This window comes from Saprospira grandis (assembly GCF_027594745.1).
Lineage (GTDB): Bacteria > Bacteroidota > Bacteroidia > Chitinophagales > Saprospiraceae > Saprospira > Saprospira grandis.
The window spans coordinates 3,814,656-3,832,856 of record NZ_CP110854.1; the positions used below are offsets into that span (position 1 = coordinate 3,814,656).

Annotated in this window: 18 protein-coding genes and 1 tRNA gene; 10 read left to right on the forward strand and 9 right to left on the reverse strand. The window is 44.2% G+C overall.

Annotated elements, in window-relative coordinates; genetic code table 11:
* Position 1: 1 nt before the first annotated feature.
* The 3 genes from OP864_RS15035 to OP864_RS15045 are packed head-to-tail and all read left to right on the forward strand — an operon-like array spanning position 2 to position 3,541.
* The gene (locus tag OP864_RS15035; protein WP_270098969.1) at positions 2–751 is read left to right on the forward strand and encodes a glycosyltransferase family 2 protein; all 750 of its coding nucleotides are present in this window, start codon (positions 2–4) and stop codon (positions 749–751) included.
* The gene (locus tag OP864_RS15040) at positions 752–2,233 is read left to right on the forward strand and encodes a WG repeat-containing protein (protein WP_270098970.1); all 1,482 of its coding nucleotides are present in this window, start codon (positions 752–754) and stop codon (positions 2,231–2,233) included.
* The gene (locus tag OP864_RS15045; protein WP_270098971.1) at positions 2,234–3,541 is read left to right on the forward strand and encodes a polysaccharide deacetylase family protein; all 1,308 of its coding nucleotides are present in this window, start codon (positions 2,234–2,236) and stop codon (positions 3,539–3,541) included.
* Positions 3,542–3,598: 57 nt separating this feature from the next.
* Here OP864_RS15045 and rpsU read toward each other — a convergent pair whose 3' ends face one another.
* The 5 genes from rpsU to OP864_RS15070 all read right to left on the reverse strand — a co-directional run bounded on the left by rpsU (position 3,599) and on the right by OP864_RS15070 (position 7,567).
* Entirely contained in the window at positions 3,599–3,793 is a 195-nt protein-coding gene (gene rpsU, locus OP864_RS15050; RefSeq protein WP_002661178.1) for a 30S ribosomal protein S21, read from the reverse strand.
* 64 nt (positions 3,794–3,857) lie between these two features.
* A complete protein-coding gene (locus OP864_RS15055) occupies positions 3,858–4,286 on the reverse strand; it encodes a hypothetical protein (protein ID WP_270098972.1) in 429 nt (142 codons plus the stop codon).
* 57 nt (positions 4,287–4,343) lie between these two features.
* Positions 4,344–4,556: a hypothetical protein gene (locus OP864_RS15060; RefSeq protein ID WP_015694096.1), complete on the reverse strand. Its 213-nt coding sequence runs from the start codon at positions 4,554–4,556 to the stop codon at positions 4,344–4,346.
* Between the two features lie 462 nt (positions 4,557–5,018).
* A complete protein-coding gene (locus OP864_RS15065; protein ID WP_270098973.1) occupies positions 5,019–5,933 on the reverse strand; it encodes a heme/hemin ABC transporter substrate-binding protein in 915 nt (304 codons plus the stop codon).
* 356 nt (positions 5,934–6,289) lie between these two features.
* Positions 6,290–7,567, reverse strand: a complete 1,278-nt coding sequence (locus tag OP864_RS15070; RefSeq protein WP_270098974.1) for a T9SS type A sorting domain-containing protein — start codon at positions 7,565–7,567, stop codon at positions 6,290–6,292.
* A 174-nt stretch (positions 7,568–7,741) separates the two neighbouring features.
* On the opposite strand from OP864_RS15070, the gene OP864_RS15075 reads away from it, so the two are divergent.
* From OP864_RS15075 to OP864_RS15090, 4 genes are all read left to right on the forward strand, one after another.
* Complete coding sequence (locus OP864_RS15075) at positions 7,742–8,959, forward strand: MFS transporter (RefSeq protein WP_270098975.1); 1,218 nt, start codon at positions 7,742–7,744, stop codon at positions 8,957–8,959.
* Positions 8,960–9,120: 161 nt separating this feature from the next.
* The gene (gene cmk, locus OP864_RS15080) at positions 9,121–9,834 is read left to right on the forward strand and encodes a (d)CMP kinase (protein ID WP_270098976.1); all 714 of its coding nucleotides are present in this window, start codon (positions 9,121–9,123) and stop codon (positions 9,832–9,834) included.
* Between the two features lie 207 nt (positions 9,835–10,041).
* The gene (locus tag OP864_RS15085) at positions 10,042–10,773 is read left to right on the forward strand and encodes a DUF2490 domain-containing protein (protein ID WP_270098977.1); all 732 of its coding nucleotides are present in this window, start codon (positions 10,042–10,044) and stop codon (positions 10,771–10,773) included.
* A gap of 510 nt (positions 10,774–11,283) precedes the next feature.
* The gene (locus OP864_RS15090; protein ID WP_270098978.1) at positions 11,284–11,613 is read left to right on the forward strand and encodes a hypothetical protein; all 330 of its coding nucleotides are present in this window, start codon (positions 11,284–11,286) and stop codon (positions 11,611–11,613) included.
* Positions 11,614–12,293: 680 nt separating this feature from the next.
* On the opposite strand, the gene OP864_RS15095 is transcribed toward OP864_RS15090, so the two are convergent.
* On the reverse strand, positions 12,294–12,785 hold the full coding sequence (locus OP864_RS15095; RefSeq protein WP_270098979.1) for an IS5 family transposase: 492 nt from the start codon (positions 12,783–12,785) through the stop codon (positions 12,294–12,296).
* Positions 12,786–12,791: 6 nt separating this feature from the next.
* A complete protein-coding gene (locus OP864_RS15100; RefSeq protein WP_270098980.1) occupies positions 12,792–13,229 on the reverse strand; it encodes a transposase in 438 nt (145 codons plus the stop codon).
* 149 nt (positions 13,230–13,378) lie between these two features.
* Between OP864_RS15100 and OP864_RS15105 the strand changes: the two genes are divergently transcribed.
* The 3 genes from OP864_RS15105 (at position 13,379) to OP864_RS15115 (ending at position 15,268) form a co-directional block, all read left to right on the forward strand.
* The gene (locus tag OP864_RS15105; protein ID WP_015694108.1) at positions 13,379–13,816 is read left to right on the forward strand and encodes a hypothetical protein; all 438 of its coding nucleotides are present in this window, start codon (positions 13,379–13,381) and stop codon (positions 13,814–13,816) included.
* A 133-nt stretch (positions 13,817–13,949) separates the two neighbouring features.
* Complete coding sequence (locus OP864_RS15110; RefSeq protein ID WP_270098981.1) at positions 13,950–14,633, forward strand: hypothetical protein; 684 nt, start codon at positions 13,950–13,952, stop codon at positions 14,631–14,633.
* A gap of 122 nt (positions 14,634–14,755) precedes the next feature.
* A complete protein-coding gene (locus tag OP864_RS15115) occupies positions 14,756–15,268 on the forward strand; it encodes an energy transducer TonB (RefSeq protein ID WP_270098982.1) in 513 nt (170 codons plus the stop codon).
* Between the two features lie 56 nt (positions 15,269–15,324).
* Here OP864_RS15115 and OP864_RS15120 read toward each other — a convergent pair.
* Positions 15,325–15,399: transfer RNA gene (locus OP864_RS15120), tRNA-Val, on the reverse strand.
* A 155-nt stretch (positions 15,400–15,554) separates the two neighbouring features.
* The gene (locus OP864_RS15125) at positions 15,555–17,291 is read right to left on the reverse strand and encodes an FISUMP domain-containing protein (protein ID WP_270098983.1); all 1,737 of its coding nucleotides are present in this window, start codon (positions 17,289–17,291) and stop codon (positions 15,555–15,557) included.
* Positions 17,292–18,201: the final 910 nt, after the last annotated feature.

Below are 18,201 nucleotides of genomic sequence, written 5' to 3' on the forward strand. Positions count from 1 at the left end.
CATGTATAAAGGACAAAAAGTGGTGGTCGTTTTGCCGGCCTATAATGCAGCGCAAACCTTAGAAATAACCTATCAGGAAATCCCTTTTGATTTAGTGGATGAAGTCATTCTTTGTGATGATTGCAGCCGAGATAATACCGTAGATGTGGCCAGAGAGCTGGGCATACAGCATATTATTCGGCATGAAAACAACAAAGGATATGGCGGAAATCAGAAGTCGCTTTATAACAAAGCCCTAGAAATTGGGGGGGACATTGTGATTATGTTGCATCCTGATTATCAATATACGCCCAAGCTAATTCCGGCTATGGTAAATATTTTGGGAGAGGGATTGTATCCGGCTGTTTTGGGTTCTCGCATTTTGGGCATGGGCGCTTTGAAGGGTGGAATGCCGCTTTATAAGTATGTGGCCAACCGCTTTTTGACCTTTACACAAAACCTATTGATCAACTACAAATTATCGGAATATCATACGGGTTATCGGGCCTTTCATCGGGAATTATTGGAGGGCATTGACTTTAATGCCAATGATGATGATTTTGTATTTGACAATGAAATGCTTTCGCAGATTGTCTATGCGGGTTTTGACATAGCGGAAGTGACCTGCCCCACCAAATACTTTGAAGAAGCCTCGAGTATTAACTTTAGGCGGTCGATGAAGTATGGTTTTGGGGTTTTGCGTGTATCTTTGCAGCATCGACTCAACAAATGGGGCTTACTTAAGCTAGCCCGTTATCAAAAGCCTAGCTAGATGTATATTAAGGCCACTTATACGCTCAATATTTTTATTGCTTATCATCCGGACGACCGGACTAAATTTGAGGAGCTCTATCAGCACCTCAAAGAATTGGATGAGCAAAACGAGACCTATCAGGTGAATAAAATTTGGTACAGCAAAACCAAATTAGAGAGCAGCGATTATGAGCAATTGGCCGAGATGATGGAGGCTGCAGATTTGTTATTATTATTATTGAGTGAGGCCTCTATTTTGAGCCCTTTATTTTCGGGCCGCAACCTACAAACGGCCTTAGCCCTACACCGAAAAGAAAAAACCTTGGTCGTGCCCATCATTTTGAACACCTGTTGGTGGGAGGATACGGCTTATCGAGAACTGGCCGTTTTGCCTCGGGCGGGTTTGCCTATTTATGACAGCGAAAACGTAAAGAACGAGCTTTTTGACCAATTGGTGCAGGACCTCAACCAAAAGCTGCTGAAGGTCCGGCAGCAAAAATTTGATTTAGAAGATACCTTTAAAGATTTATTGCAAGAAGCCGATGCGCTTTTTGCCAATTGGGAGCAACAGCCAGAGCGTTTGCGCTCGGCCCTGCCCCTATACAAAGATGCTTTGGAGCATTGGCGGGAGGGATTTGTGCCTCATCGGGAGCTATTAGAGGCCAAAATTGATCGTTGCCATCGAGAAATTGATTTTCGACATTATGCCCGGGCCGCCCGAGAAGCTTGGCAGCAAAAACGCTATCAAGACGCCTATTTTAACTGTAAAGATGCCTTGCAACTGCGCAAAGATGCAGAAATGGAAGGCCTATTTAAGCAAGTCAATCAGCTTTTGCAGGCCGAAGAATTGGCGGTAAAAAAAGCGCCCTTTGATAAGCACATCAAGGCGGCTCAATCTCTTTTTCTGGAGCTGCAATGGGGCGAGGCCAAAGAAGAATTTCGCAAGGCCCTAGATTTTTATGAAGAGGATTTTAAGCCAAGCAAGGCCGTCATTTTACATAAAATAGAAATTTGCCGAAGAGAGGCTATTTGGCAAGAATCGGAACAACAGGCCGAGCAATCTTATGAGGCGCAGCGCTATGCCGAATCTGTGGAGCTTTTGCTCTCTGGCGTTAGAGAAATGCATGCCGAGGCCTTTGAAAAAATTGACCGCATGCTGAACTTGGTCAAGCTGCTAGAAAATGTGAGTCGCTTTCAGGATGCCAAAAGCAAGCGATGGGGCTTTTATAATAAGAAAGATGAAACGGTCATTATTGCCCCCAAATATTTGGCGGCCTATGATTTTAGCGAAAACTTGGCCGCCGTAAAAAAATGGGATAAATGGGGCTTTATTGATGTAGAAGGCAATGAAGTGATTCCTTTTGTCTATGACTTTGTGGGGCATTTCCGAAATGGCCGAACGGAGGTTTGGCAGGCCAAAGAGAACTTTTTTATTAACCATTTGGGCGAGCGAGTAGACGAATCTGGTAAAAAACTACTGCGGACCAAAGATCCCATTTAAATGGCTTTACTTGCTTTTTACGCCCCTTTTTCTTCTGCTCGTCTGCAATATATTGCCCGCCTGATTTTTGAGCAGCATTTGGGCCTTTCGCTGCATGTTTTGAGCAACAAAGCTGATTTTTTGGCTTATTCTGGCCCTAAGCTAGCCTATGGCAAATTGGCGGAGAGTAAGCTTTTTATTCCAAAAGTTACTGCGGTTTTGGAGCAGGAGGATCTTCGGCCCTTGCCCGCTATAGTTTGGCAAATGGACCAAAATAACTGGCCTTTTGCCCTTGCTGCAAAAGGGGGGATTATTGGTTTTGACCTCTTGAGCCTAGCCTTTTTGGCTCTCAGTCGCTATGAGGAGTATCTACCTTTTGAGGAAGACCCACATGGGCGCTTCTCGGCGGAGCAATCTTTTTTTGCGGCTTATTTGCGGCGACCTTGGCTAGATTATCATTTTAATCGCTTGGGCGAGCTATTGGTCCAGCAGTTTCCAGCGCTCAAAGTCAAAGCACTGGCCTATGCGTTTTTGCCCACTTACGATATCGATTTTGCCTACAAATATAAGGGCTTGCCGCTTTGGCGACAGGCTGGAAAACTGCTCAAAAACGCCCACCAAAGGCCCAAAGAACTAAAGCGGCAGTTAGCGGTTTTAGTAGGGCAGGAGCCCGACCCCTATGATGTCTTTTCGCATTTAGCCAAAGCGCATCAATCTTTGGGTATTGCTGCTGCGCATTATTTTTTTCTGCTAGGCGATTATGGACCTTATGATAAAAACACGCCTTGGAAGGCCGCCGTTTTGGGCCGCTTAATTCAAGAGCTAGAGCAAGCGGGAAATCAAATAGGAATTCATCCGGCCTATGCTGCAGATTGGGGCGAGCAAATTAAGCGTTTGGCTTTTTGGACCAAAAAGGCCCCAAAAAAGAGTCGACAGCACTTTTTGCGCCTGCGCTTTCCCCAAACTTATCGGCAACTGATGGCCCTAGGCATCAAAGAGGATTATAGCATGGGCTATGCCGCCAATATTGGCTTTCGAGCAGGCTATAGCCGCCCATTTTATTGGTTCGACTTGAGGGAAAACGAAGAAAAAGAACTAAAAATTTATCCCTTTGCCCTAATGGATGTCAGCCTGAAAAACTATTTATCTTGTTCTGTGGAAACCGCCAAAACGCTAAGCGATCAGTTATTGGCCGAGCTGCGAGAAGTATCGGGCAATTGCATCAGTCTTTGGCACAATAGCTCTTTTGATGCCGCTGAAGGCTGGGCGGGCTGGACCGAATTTTACCTCGATTTTTTGAAAAGGGCAAAAAAAAATGAACTGATATAAAATCAACAGTCCATTTTATGCGACCCCTAAGGGCCTGGTAAGTTTTTAGACTAAGGCCTAATCCTCCATCGCTCTTTCTTTCTCGTCTTTGTAGATCGCTTTTAGGACCTCATGACGGCGCTGTACCGACTTCTTCTCGAAGTGTTTGCGCTTGCGGAATTCACGGAGTAGTTTGGTGTTACGCACCTTACGCTTGTAACGACGGAGCGCTCTATCGATAGGCTCGTTGTCTTTTACTTTGATGATTAACATGTATAGTATTTAAAATTGAAAAATAGTTCGGCTCAAACTAAGCAAATAAAGAGAGCTTTCAAAATTAGGCAGAGAGTTCCTGCCGCTTAGGCCCAGCTTCTAAGCTAGATAAACGCTCCTCAAGGGCCGCTTTTAGTTTGGCCCATCTTTTTTCTTGCGGCTGTTCTTTGGCCCAATGCTCAATTTGCCCCAAAATAAGCTGGCTATTCTCTCTAAGACGCAGTAAAATTTTGGGCAAAGTTTTTTTCACGCCCTGCAAATCTGGGATGTTGGCCAAGCGCTGTTGCGCACTTTTACTGGCCGGAGGAAGCTGGCCCTCTGCTAGCATAATGTCCAGAAGCAAATCCTTTTCTCGCTCTGCCTCAAGAGCAAATTGGGCCAATTTAGGGGCCCAAATCCAAGGACTAAGACTTTTGGCTTGCCAGCGCAATTGAATTAATTGATGTGTATAAAGTTGGTAGTTGGAGAATAATACGGCTAAAGAGGCGCTCATAAATAAATTTTAGATGAAAAAATGTTAGCTGTTGGGGAAGACCTGAAAATAAATATGCTAAGAGGCAAAAACTTGATTGTCCTCAAACTTTTTTCCGTTCCAACGGCCTAACCATTGGCAACGCTTACCTGCTTTCTGATAACGACGAAATGTCTTGATCGCTAGCTCCCGATCCTTCCGATGAATCGTGACGGGATAGTTGTTGGTGTAGATGTCAAAATAATAAACATCTTCACTGTAGTTAATTTTCTTCTTATTTACATTATACATAATAATGGTTTTGAAGGTTTAACAAAAAAGAACTTTTTATATATGTAAGGCGAGCCCAGTTTTTTGACCTACTGTTTTTACTAAGCAATAGGAAATTAGAGGAGCAAACTTGCTTGTTCCTCTTTAGCTGAAAATGCCAGAAAAATGATGGGATTTATTGCCTTACATCTACCCAAACTAAAGGAAGGGGCAAATCGTTCCGAAGAAGGGCAATTTTTTTAAAAAGTTTTTTTTGGGGCCCGCGGCCAGCAAGCTGGCCGCCGCTATGCTGCGCCGCTCGCAGGTCTGCTCGGCCCTGCAGCCGCCTTTGGCGGCTTGGGTCTGGCCCTTCGGGCCACGGCTGCGCAGCGCTGGGCCACTCATCTGTTTTTTTCAGTTTTTGCGTTTTTCTTTGGTCCAAAACAAAAAAAGGCCGCCCAAGCTGGGCGACCACAGACAAACTAAACTCCAAAAAAATGACTACTACTTGTCCATTTCTGATTCTAAGTTTTGGGCGAGTTCTAGAGCGGCTTTTGCGGCTCTTGGTCCAAAACCAGAGAGATAATGTCCTTCCATACTAATAATGCGTTTATGTTTGGCAGCAGGCGTTTGGACCAAAGCGGGCAGGCTGAGCAGGGCTTCATCTGCAGATTTTTCGGCTTGGGCTAAAGAAGCGAGTCCAGAATTAAAGAGCAGTAGGACATCGGGCTGGCTAGCCAAAACAGATTCTGGCGTCAGGGGCTTAAAGTCCTCAAAATCGTCTACGGCATTTTGTCCACCAGCCAATTTGATCATTTTGGCCATAGGGGTATTGGGGCCAGCGGCCATAATAATTTTGCTACCACGAGCATAAATAAAAAGGACCTTGGGGCTAGCTTTTTGTTGGGCCAAAAACTCCTTTAGGGCGTTTTGGTCTTTTTGAATTTCTTCTTCTAGGGCCTCAATTTTTTCTGGGGCAATGGGTAGTTTTTGGGCCAAAGCTTTGGCGCTAGCTACTGCGCCATCTAAGCGTTGGGGAACGGGAACGGCCAGCACTTCTATTTCTGCAGATTGGGCCAACTGCTGAATGGCGGGGCTGGCCAAAGCATTAGAATCGACCAAAATATAATTGGGATTGAGGGCCAAAACCGCCTCTACATTTAGTTTATTGACATGGCCCAATTTGGGTAGGGCTTGGGCCGCTTCTGGGTAACTGCTCGTTACATCTACTCCCACAACATTTTGGCCCAAATCCAGTTGGTAGAGCAATTCGGTAAGGCTGCCATTTAGAGAAACAATGCGTTTGGGTGTTTCTGCTGCTGGAGCTTCTTGTTCTGTATTTGGTTTTGCCTGTTCATTTTGGCAGGCAGCAAAGAGAAAAAGGGCAAAAAATAGGAAAGAATAAGAAATCGTTTTCATAAGTAAAGATTGAAATTAGGACAGATGATTTGGGCGCGAAGCGCCTGGCCGTAGGCCAAATGGCCTAGCGATGTGCAGCAGTGGCCGTCAGGCCAGACCGAGGCCGAAGGCCGAAGGGCCGAGCAGACCTGCGAGCTGCGAAACGTAGCGCCGAGGAGCGAAGCGAGGCGGAGGCCCCAAAACAGCAGCGAGCTGGGAAACGACAACAAGGTCTTTAGACCGCAGTTCGACGACCGAAGGGAGTAACCGCCGCAGTTTCACTGCGGAGGCCCCAAAAAAACAGCTTTAAAAAAAGGCCCTGGCCGAAACCAGGACCCACACTGACACTGACAATTGAAATGATAGCTGCTTGGGGACTAATCAAGCAACAGGAAAGGTAGGGCGCTAGTCTGTTCTCCCTGACGAATTTGGAGAATATACTGCCCGGCAGAAAATTGGGCGCTGGGCAATTCTAGCTGCTGCAAACCTTGCTGCAAGTTGTACTGCTTGGACCAAATGCTTTGGCCAAGAGTATTATAAATCTGAATTTCGTAAGTTGCATTTTGAGTAGGCTCGATCAAAAGCTGGATATTTTGCTGGCGGGCAGGTTGGGGAAACAACTTGATGCCTTTTACTGCGGCATTGGGCGCTTGGAAAATAGAAAGCGGGCCAAGATTTTCCTTTTGTAGGCGGCTAACGCCCGTAGAAGAACCTTCAAAGTCGATAAACTGGACCTTCCAGATATTCTGGTCGCTAGTTCTGAAGAAATAGACTAGATCGCTAGACACGCCCCAGCCAGAAGAAAAACTATAGCTTTTCCAGTCGTGGCCAACAATAGTGAGGGGCTCGGTGGCGAAGCTATCTTGGTAGCTACTTGCTTGAACTTGGCTAGGCGTAACGCCAGCGGCCTCGGCTACTTCTAGATCTTTATGGGCCAAAACGCCAGTGACGCCATAGGCCATTTGGCCACCTTGGCCGTCATCGATGAGCGTGCCGTATCTCGTGAACAGCAGGTCCCAACCGCCATTGAGCTCGGCTGTTTGCAGAGTTGCGGCAGAATCGATAGAATAATAGGCTAGGGTTTGGCCGCTGTGATCGGCTTTATTGACTTGAGTTTGGACCAGGTTGCTGCCATCCAGATCGGCATAGCGGAAATAATAGCTGCCAGAGGCCAAAGAATCGATCATCAGTTTTTTGTAGCTGCCATCGCTAAGCTCTAGCACAAATACCTTATCGCCAACAATTTGGTGGTTGCTCATTTGGTAGCTCCCCCAGCCATAATCAAAATTTGAGCTATTGCTAGCCGTATTAAAAGCCCCTTCCGACCAGTTCTGTTCGGGATTAGAGAGCTCTTGGACCAAATCCGTACTAGGGTCTATGGTGGTGGCAAAATCAGTAGTACTACTGAGGTGTAGCTTTACGGCTGTGCCGCCCAAACTAGCGCCTTCATTGACAAAAATGCCGGCATCTTGTTGGCCAAAAACAGAAAAGGCAAACTGCCAATTGGCATGAGGCAACTCTTGCGTTTGGCCATCGGAAAGGCGGTAATAACTGGCCTCTTGGTAGCTTGGGCCTACAGAAACAGATTCTACGGTCTGTGCAAACAGACTAGTTGCGCCCAAAAGGGCTGAAAAAAGGAGGTTGAATTTTTTCATGGCGCTCTATTCTTATTTAGATTAATTACAGATAGCTGAACAGCTGCAAATGTAGGCGGCCAGATTAAAAATCCAAAATTTATTTAGATTTAATTTAAATAAAACTAATTCCGCTATTTTAGTTTCTGTTTAAAGTTCTGGAAATAGCTGTATTTTGGGGAAAATATAAGTTGCATGGAAAATTTGAAATTGGGTTTGCGGGCCAATGCCTATCAGTTTGCTTTGTTAGTATTTGTCAATGCGTTGGTGGGGGCATTATTGGGTTTGGAGCGTTCTGTTTTTGGGGCTTATGTAGAGGCTTGTTTTGGAATTGCGGCGGAGGAAGCTTTATTCTACTTTATTATGGCTTTTGGTTTGGCCAAGGCCACGGCCAATTATTTTGCGGGATTATTGATGCAATTGTGGGGGCGCAAGCGGTTGTTGTTATTGGGTTGGGCCTTGGCCTTACCGATTCCCTTTTTCTTTGCGTTTTCGCCAAGTTGGGAGTTGATTATTTTTGCCAATTTATTGTTGGGGGCCAATCAGGGTTTTGCTTGGAGCAGCACGGTGGTCATGAAAATTGATTTGGCGGGGGCTAAGGATCGGGGTTTAGCGATGGGCATCAATGAGTCGGCGGGTTATTTGTCCTTGGCCTTATCGGCTTATGCCACGGCGGCTTATTTGGGGCCATTAAATGATCTTTTATTTTGGGGTGCCTTAGTTTTTGTGCTTTTGGGCTTGGGCTTATCGGCGGTTTTTGTTCGAGAAACAGCTCCTTATGCGCTTTTAGAGCAAACAACTTCTCCTCCCTTGAGTGGGGAAGAGGAGGCGGCCTCGGCTTGGGCGACCTTTAAGAAGGTGAGTTTTTTGGAGGCCAGTTTGAGTTCGGTCACTTTTGCGGGTTGGGTCAATAACCTCAATGACGGCATGGTTTGGGGCTTGTTGCCGATCTTATTATTGGAACAAGACTTACTGCCCAATGAAATAGGCTGGGTCACGGCTCTTTATCCAGCTGTTTGGGGCTTGGGTCAATTGGTCACAGGCAAACAAGCCGATAAAATGCCGACCAAAGAACTCATTCGCCGAGGGATGTATATGCAGGCTTTTGCTATTTTGGGTTTTGCTTACAGTTCTGATTTTCTCAGCTTTATGCTTTCTAGTTTTTTCTTGGGTTTGGGAACGGCCTTGGTGTACCCTAGTTTTTTGGTGGCGATTAGTCGGTTGAGCCCTGTACAAAAGCGAGCAGAATACATTGGGATTTTTCGTTTGTGGAGAGATTTGGGCTATTTGTTTGGGGCGCTTTTTTCGGCTCTGCTCTGGTATTTCTTTGGCCTGACGGCTTGTTTTTATGGCATTGCGGCCCTTACCTTTTTTGCCGCACTAATTGTACAAATCAGAATGCGGATGATTTAGTTTTCTTTTGTTTATCAGTACTTTAGCTTTGTTTTATCTTAGTTTTTTAGGGGCTTTTTTGGACCAAATCGAAAATTAAATTTTCGGCCGCCTTTTTATTTCCTTATCTTTGTGAGCGAATTCTTAGTTTCATTTTCAAACAGTCAGAGAATCGCAGCCTTATGCCTAGCCAAAAAATTATTATTGCTCTAGATGGTTTTGCCGCTTGTGGAAAAAGCACCCTTGCTAAATCCTTGGCCAAAAAATTAAATTACATCTATGTAGATACTGGGGCAATGTATCGTGCCGTAACCCTCTATTTTCTCCAAGAAAAAATCTCCCTAGAAGATGAGCAAGCGATTGCTCAGGCTTTGGATAATATTCGGATAGATTTCCGACATAGAGCCGGAGCCAACCATTGCTTCCTCAATGGCGAAGATGTAGAAGAGGAAATCCGTAAAATGCATGTCTCTAAATGGGTGAGCCCCGTAGCCGCGATCTCCGCTGTTCGCCGCTTTTTGGTCAAACAACAACAAGCCATGGGCCGCTTCAAAGGATTAGTGATGGATGGCCGCGATATTGGCACCGTTGTTTTTCCCGAAGCCGAACTCAAGTTATTCATGACCGCTAGCTATGAGGTCCGCAGCCAACGCCGCCTAGCCGAATTGCAAGCCAAGGGACTTAGCGCTTCTCTAGAAGAGGTTCGTGAAAACCTCATGGAAAGAGATCAGATTGACTCTAGCCGAGAGGATAGCCCCCTACGCAAAGCCGATGATGCCATTACTATTGATAATAGCGAGTTGAGCATGAATGAACAACTAAATTTGGCCCTCGATTTGGCCCAAAAAGCAATCGAAAAAAAAAAGTGCTCAGTTAGTGCAACTGTTCTAGTCTAATAGATCCTTTGTGACTGGACCTACAAACAATATAAAAAAGCTATCCTAGATTTGTCGGGATAGCTTTTTTTTATATACCCCTCCAAGCAAAATCATTTTTTATTCACTATAAGCTAGCTTGTCCTCATTTTATTTTTATATGAGAACAATCTAGAGAGAAATTAAAATTTTATTTTGCAAAAGGGGGGCTTGCACAACTCTATAACTATGAAAACTTTAGGAGCCTCTCGCTTACTTTTTATTTTGGCTTTTCTCTTTTTGGGGCAGTCTATTTGGGCGCAGAGTGACACGACTTCGGTTCGCCCTGTGAACAATTGGTTTAATTTCCAAGTTGGTGGCCAAGCTGGTAAGGGCAAATGGACCGCCGAGCTGCAAATCCGCCGAGAAGACTGGGTCGAAAACTGGGATGCCCTCATGCTGGCAGGTTTTTATCATTATCCACTGAGCAAAAATATTCAACTTTCGGGGGTTTTTACCTTTCGCCAAACTTATCCCGGTGGGGGGATTCCTCGGCCGGTTCGAGAATATCGTCCCTGGGCTCAGCTAAAAATTAAGCAGCCTTTAGGCAAGGGCTTTAAGTTGGTGCATCGCTACCGCTATGAGCATCAAATTAAGGAAAAATGGGCCTTTGAAGGGACCGAATGGCATCAAAACGACTGGAATTACACCCCTCGTTTTCGCTATTTGCTCAAGCTAGCCTACCGCCTGCCCAACTCGCCTTTGGGTTTTGCCGCCTATGAAGAGGTCTATATCAAGGCCAATAATCATCATGCACAATGGCATTTTATGCGCAATCGCTTGTATGCTGGAGCCACTTACGACTTAGAAAAATTCTCTTTTCAGTTGGGTTACCTCCATCAAGTAGATTATTTCCCTCAGGATGAACGCGCAAATATTATGTATCCCATCCTGTTTTTCCAAACAGTAGCTAAGATTTAATGAAAAGTAGTTAGATCTATTTATTTTGGGGCCCGCGGCCGCCTTGGCAAAGCCAAGGCGGCCGCCGCTATGCTGCGCCGCTCGCAGGTCTGCTCGGCCCTTCGTTTTTTTTCGCTTTGCTCAAAAAAACTTGGTCTGGCCTACGGCCACGGCTGCGCAGCGCTGGGCCGCTCAGCTGTTTTTTTTCTTTGGGCTGTTTTCTTCGGCGGTTAGTCAGTTTGGGCCCATGGGCTGAAGCCCATGGTTGCGGGTCTGAGCAAACTGGCGGGCTGAAGCCCTTGTTTGCTATAAATGATAAAGCTGTTTATTACAACTCATTATGGGCCGATGGTTTCAACCATCGGCCCATATTATTGCGTTTAGTATGGCCTCTTTTGTTGCTGTAGGTTTCAACCTACAGTTAAAAGGCCCGAAGGGCCGCAGGCTTATAAAAGGAATTAGGGCGTTTGCTAATCCGTATTATTATAAACGAATGATGAGAAAAATATTAAAATACGAAAAAAGAAAATAATGGATGATCGATCGTTTTTAATGCAAGGCGAAATAAAATTTGTGAAAAAATTTAACGACACTCTTAGACTAAAAGATAGAGCTAGAGTAGTAATTTACAATCCATATTATTTGGGTGGTCATATTTCAATATATTTGAGATTCAAAACTGAAGTAAAAACCTTCAAATTAAATACTATTGAAATAGTTGAATTTATAGTGCCATTTATCGGAGTATTTAAAGAGCCAATTCAACCAAATAGTGTTTTTAGCGTTGGGACAGGTTTCGAAAACTTTGGTGAATTGAAATATTTAACTACAATTGGTTTATGGGAAGATAGTATTTGGTAAAGCGTTGCTGCTTGCTACTACTGCGCCGTCCATTTTGCCGACAGTCTCATCAAAAATGGGCTTAGAGGCGGTCTCGCAGTCGTGCAGCTACTCAGCGGAATAGCCATGTTCGCAAAGCTCACTAGTTATCCGCTCCGCTGCTCCTGTAGTGCGGCCCTAGGGGCCTGCTATATGGGCCTGTAGGTTGAAACCTACAGCCAATTAACGAATGCATTTTTGTGTTCAATGGAGGGTTGAAACCCTCCATAAATAAACATTTTGCCCTTGTTTACTGATGAAGCCTAGTGGAACAGAAAAATCCCCTCGAATGAGGGGATGACGATTTTTTCAATAGCCTAGGGATCCTATAAAATTTATGGGGGAGAAAAAAAACAAAATCAAACTACTGAAGAAAAAACAACCCTGTTCAAAGCGGTAGAGGATTTCAATCCTCTCCGCACTATAGATGTAGAATGGGATTGTTGTATGGCTGTAGGTTGAAACCTACAGCCACAGCTAGCAGGCCCGAAGGGCCGCAGGCCTAGGGATGGATAGCAGTGGCCGAAGGCCAGACCAAGACGCTGAAAGCGGCGCAGGGCCGAGCAGACCTGCGAGCTGCGACACAGCCCGGCCGCCGCAGGCGGCAGGCCCCAAAAAAATAGAATTGTTCAGGACAAGGGCCTTGTTGCATAAATCATAATTTATTGATTAGTAGCAACTTCTAGCTTGATAGCATTAAGCTCATTTAAAATTTGAATACGCATCAGGACTTCTTGTTTCTGCATTTTAAAGCTGAGCGAGGAGAGCCGTTCAGAGAAAAAGTGCTTGAGTCGCATCATTGCAGTCTCGCTTAAATTTCGACGATGATAGCCTAAATCTTGTTTCCAAGCAGCGGCTCCTAACTCCCAGATATATAAAATATCATCATTGCGATAACTATCGACTAGCTCTCCATTTTTTCCTTTTTTTAGGCGAGCATTTTTACGTGGGGGAATCAATGGAACCGCCCCAACCGCACAAATTGCTTCTCGACATTTTATTTGGTCATAGGCTCCGTCTGCGTAAACATGGGTAATATGCAAGGATTTCATTTTTTTCATCAGCTTTGGAAGCTGAGAGGCATCGGTTTTTCGCTCTGTGGTAATCTCTACGGATAAGATTTCTCCTGTTTTATCATCCACTGCTAAATGCACTTTAATTCAGCTAGAGCGCTGTTTTTCTAGGTGTTTTTTTCTTAACCATTCTCCCTGTCCTTTGGTTTTTAGCCCTGTACTATCTATCGCTATCGATCTTTTTGTATCCGTTTTTTTAGGCTTAATATTCAGCTTTAGTTTTTTGACTCTGCGGCATATTTGGCTGTAAGATATTGGATTGACATCCAAATTATATTCGGAAATAACGCATTTTAGAATACCTTCTAATTGTCGGTATCCAAACGAAAAAAGCACTTTTAAGCGGAATAAATAGCGAATAAATTCATCAGAAATTGTTTTAGGTCTGCCGCGTTTTGAAGGCTTAGCTATGAGGTTTTTGCTTGCCAAAGGCGGGAACCAAACATTAAAAATAAACTCCCCTTGGGCGGTATAAAATCTGTTGGTTAGTGCGTAATTCTGTAAGGTTTTTTCTACATTTGTCATGGGACAGCTCGAGGTTTTATTGTTCGTCGAAAAAACTTAAATCTACGGGGCTTGTCCCTTTTTTTATGCCTAATTCGCAAGGTTTTTTGTAATTAGCTGATTTGAAGGGGGTTATTTATGCAACAAGGCCCAGGACAAGACAAAAAAATATGAAGTATACCTTACTTATTGTATTTGTGTTTTTGTTAAGCTGTAAAAGCAGTAGGCGATTAGAAGTTTACAATAGTGATGTTATGTCTGATGAAGTGCTTTGCATAGAGAAGTTGCTAGTGGTTTCTGCATCTTTAAAGTCTACTGCAATCCTTTATGTTTATCCTGAATCGACAACTGTTACTGTTAGTAATGGAAAACGAGAGATAAAAGGGGCAAAAATCGCTTTAGATGGGCTTAAATTTGGCCTGATGGCTTATGAATTAGACAGAAAAAGGGACAAGCAAATATGGGTATCAGATAGCATTCATACTAGTAATTTTATTGTAGACTATAGATATGGCTTTGTTTCTTTAAGCCATGATACTTCAGCTATACGGAGGCAAGAGTGTTCATGGGTTTTAAATTACCGTAACTCTATGCCTTATTTTAGATGAGGGCTTATAGCTGTAGGGGGATATATCCGTCCTACAGGCAGGCCCCAAAAAAAGTATCCTTATGAAGAGATATCGTAAGAATTAAATTCCTTAATTTAAGAGATTTGTTACTTAAAAGGCTGCGGACCATTTTATGCAAAAAATTAGTTTTATTTATTTGGGGGCTATTAGCTTGCTAGCACTCTATTGTATTCTTTCCTGTAAGAAGAAATACCCTGAAGACCGATTTTATTTGGAGAAAGTAACTATTCGAGTAGTTGACTATCTTGGCAAAGACAGTATGGGCTGCGCTATCATAGATAGTTATTTGAATGAGAGGAAAAATGACTCCTGCGGTATAGCCCTTAGGTTTTATAAAAGGTTTTATTCTGATTCAACCAATGGCACTTACATAGTTATTGGGTATCAGCCAAAAGGTTTTTATGGAACAGAAGAAAAAATTCATAAGATATCATTACAAACGTTGTTTGATCAAAACTCTATAGATAGCTTCCTTGTAGGAAATGAAAACTTCAGTTTTGTCAATATAGAAAAAGCTGTAAACACTTCCTATACTACAGAGAGTTATCCTTCCGGCACCAATAGTTGTTCTTGTTTAGGGACAGAAGTGTTTTCAAGTTTAACTGATTTCAAAAGGAACTATAATTCTAATTCTAAGAAAACTTGGAAAGACCTCTTGGGCAGTGAAGTTTACTTTTGGATGCCTAAGGCTGAGTTTAAAAAGCTACTAGCTGATACCCATAGTACGAAAATTGAATTACGTATTGAAATGGAGGATGGCCGGGCTTTGGGTGCGAATACTGAAGTGAAAAACTAGTGGGCGTTAGTTTTACGAATAAGGGAAACACCGAGCCTAGCAGGCAAGCCCCAAAAAAAGAAAAATCTATAGGCAGCAACCTTTTTCTAAAGCTGGGCATCTAACTAAAAAATGACAGCTAGATGAACCTAATAATTAAATGCCTAAGCCTTATGCTCCTCTCTTCTTCTTTAGGGTTTGCCCAAGCCATAGATAGTACAAATTGCTGGCAACGGAGAGGGATGCCGCCAAGGCTAAGTGTAGAACAAACTCCAAAAAAGGATAGGGTGCTGACTATTGCCGAAGAAATGCCCTACCTATTGACCGATAGTTGTGCTGGAACATATAGCAAAGCCCAAAGAGCAGCCGGCAATCATCTCCTACTGAAGTTGATGGCCAAGGAAATGAACAAAAATCTTCCGCCCAATAGGGGGGAGGAGCGCTTCTCGGCAGTTTATCTTCAGTTTGTTGTCAGTACAACAGGTAATTTAAGCCAAATACAAGCTATTTATCCCCCAGGAAGAAGAAAGACGCCCTTACTGGAAAAAGCAGCTATTCAAGCCCTAAAACAACTAGACAAAGAATATCTCTGGCAGCCCGCTAAACATAAAGGTAAGGTAGTCGCCTGTCGGTTGATTTTGCCAGTGCGAATATAGCTTTCTAGAAAGCAAAAAAAAGAGTTACCGATTAAATCAGTAACTCTTTTTTGTAGTGGGCGAAGAGGGATTCGAACCCCCGACCCTCTGGGTGTAAACCAGATGCTCTGAACCAACTGAGCTATTCGCCCTTATTTTGTATTGCTTTCCGTTGAATGCATTGCAAATATACGGCAAGATTTTAAATCTCCAAATCTTTTTTTCTAGAAAAGTTCCCTGATAATGCCCGTTTGGAGCTAACTCTAAGATTATCAGGGAAAAACTTTTTTAATTTTTTTCAAGAAAATTATTCTTCGATCTTAATGTAACGGACCGAGAAGTAGCTGCTCTTATAAATGGCTGCCAACTGACATTGCTCGCTATTATAGGCTAAGCGCAGCCGATAAGCCAGTTGTTCCCCTTTATAGATCTCTCCAGCCCGATCGGTACTCGACCAAAAATGGCCATAATGGCCTTCTTGCCAGAGCAGTTTGCGCTCCAATTTATACTCTCCGCAGGCCAGGGCCGCAAACTGACGACTATCTAGCCCTTTTTTATTGACCCAGCTCGTTTTGGCCTTTAGGGCCGAGCTTTTATGATCTACCATGATCAATAGGGCCTCCCAATCACTTTTATTGGGCAAGCGCCAACCGGCAGGACAGTTCTTGACGGCCTGCTCCCAACTGTATAGCTGTCCACCATCGGCCAAACTAGAGGGCATGCTGTCCGCTAAAGCCAAGGCATAGTTGCGCCCCATCCAATCTTGTTTCCCAATCTTAATCACAGGATACTTTTGCCCATCTTTGGGATCGGTCCAATAAGAGGCTGTTTTTTCTGCAGAAACCTCTGGCTGGGGGAGAGGCTCCTCTGCTTTTGGCGGCTCCTCTGTTTTTGGCGGTTCCTCCACTTTTGGCTCTTCCTCTTTTTCTACCTCTGCCGAGCGGCTGGGACCAACAGGCGTTCCACCGCTAGCGGCCGCTTTCTGAGAAAGGGTCAGTTGGCCATGCTCATAAAACATGGCTTGGGCCGAGGGGGGTAAATTTTGAAAATCGACCTGGGCCGAAGCTAAGGCAAAGGCTTCTGCAGGCGTGGTACCGTTAAAGATGGCCATATAAAAAGCCTCAGAAAATAAAATGGCCTGCTGATCAGAAAGGGCGTTATTGGTCCCAATAACATAGGGAATATATTGCGCAATTACTTTGGCCTGTGCCTCAGAGTAACAAGCATTGAGGAAAACGCAATCAATGTATTTTTGAAAGAGGCGAAAGAGTTGGGCCAAACTTGGTCCGTCTGCTAATTCTGATTCTCCAGACGCGCCATAAAAGAGTAGGCCGTCTTCTCCACTTCCGTGGCCAGAAAAATGGACAAAGCGAGGTTTTTCTTGCAAAAGGGTCTCTAAAAGGGCCTTTTTCTGAATGTCTAAAGACAGTTCCACTTCAAAATTATCGCGATAATCAGAGCGGCGAAGTGCATTTTTAATGGCATTGATCTCAATATTGAGGTCCAAGGCCTGCGTATTTTTAGGGTTGGCCGTCAGCAAAAGCAATTTTTGTTGCGGCCCAGCGGCTGTAGGCGCATTGCTGCGTTGCTGCTCAATATAAGTCACGCCCAATTCTACCCCTTCCACGGCTCTTTTCCAGGCCTCTGCGGTAGAGGACCAGCTAGGATCTAAGACGGGCAGGGCTGTTTTTTGCCCATTGGGCATGGGAAAAACGGGATAATCCGCATAGGGTTTATGGCTATAATCGCAGGCCTCCAACAAAATGGGTTGCACCCAATACTCGCGGCGTTTCTGCGCTTTTCGGGCCAGCAATTGGGCCAAAGGAGCGGCCTCCAATTGGGCATCTTCCAAATAGGCGGGAGAAAGCAATAAGATCAAAATATTAACGGCCAAGTCTTTCTCTTCATAGGCCTCAAAGGGGTTTTCTTCCTGCTCCCCCACAATCTGAATTTGTCCGCTAGCCTTTAAAGGAGCCAAAAACTGCTCTAAAGTTGCCTGATGCTCCCGCTGCCTATCCACGGCCAAAATCTGTACGTTTACCATAGTTTTTTCTGCGCTTAAAGTGTGCAGCGAAACTAAGGAATTTTTGTCATAATTTAAGCGGCTCCAGAAATCTAGTCTAAGCCTCTTGTTATTTCTTGTTTTTGGGGCCTCCCGCCTTCGGCGGGCGCTACGTTCGGCAGCTCGCTATTCGCTCGGCCCTGCGCAAAAAACAAGTTTTTGCTTGGTCTGCGGCTTTGCCGCACTGCCTACCATCGCTAGGCCAGTCGCTTCGCTCCTTCTAGACGCAGGAAATTAGTCTCGCTAGTTATGGGCCGATGGTTTCAACCTTCGGCTCATTTTTATTGTGCTTAGCTTGGCCGCTTTTGTTGCTGTAGGTTTCAACCTACAGGTGTATATACTATATATTTATGGGCTAATGTCTAGCAAAACTCCTTTTTAGTCGTCCTGAACTCTACGATATAGCTTGTCAAAGTCATTGCATGCAGTCACTAGCTGTTCGTTATAGCTCCTCTTACTGCATAAGAGTCGTCCTGAACTCCATGGCAGATATAATTTAACTCTTGGCTTTCTCTTTCCTACTGCAAGCAAATTCTGGAGAAGTCTAAGCTTGCAGTTCATAAACTAAACTAAAAAAGTTTCAGAACCCGACCTTTTCTATAATAGACAGCTAGCAGAGATAAAATTACTGGAGTTGAAGATAAAAAAACTGAAGCTGAGGATAAACGAACTGCAGCCAAAGGTAAAAGTATAGCTCCTAAGGGTTAAACTGCTTCTTGGCTGGAGTTTAGCACTGTATCTATCTTGTCAAGAAGAGGATTCAAGGAGTTGTAGAATGATATTTAGCTGTTCTAGACCTACTGAATACAGTCAGAGACGGCTATTCTTGGGCCAAGAAACTTAGCCAGTAAGTTTTGGACATCTAAATAGCAGTGCCTATAGTTGCAAGCAA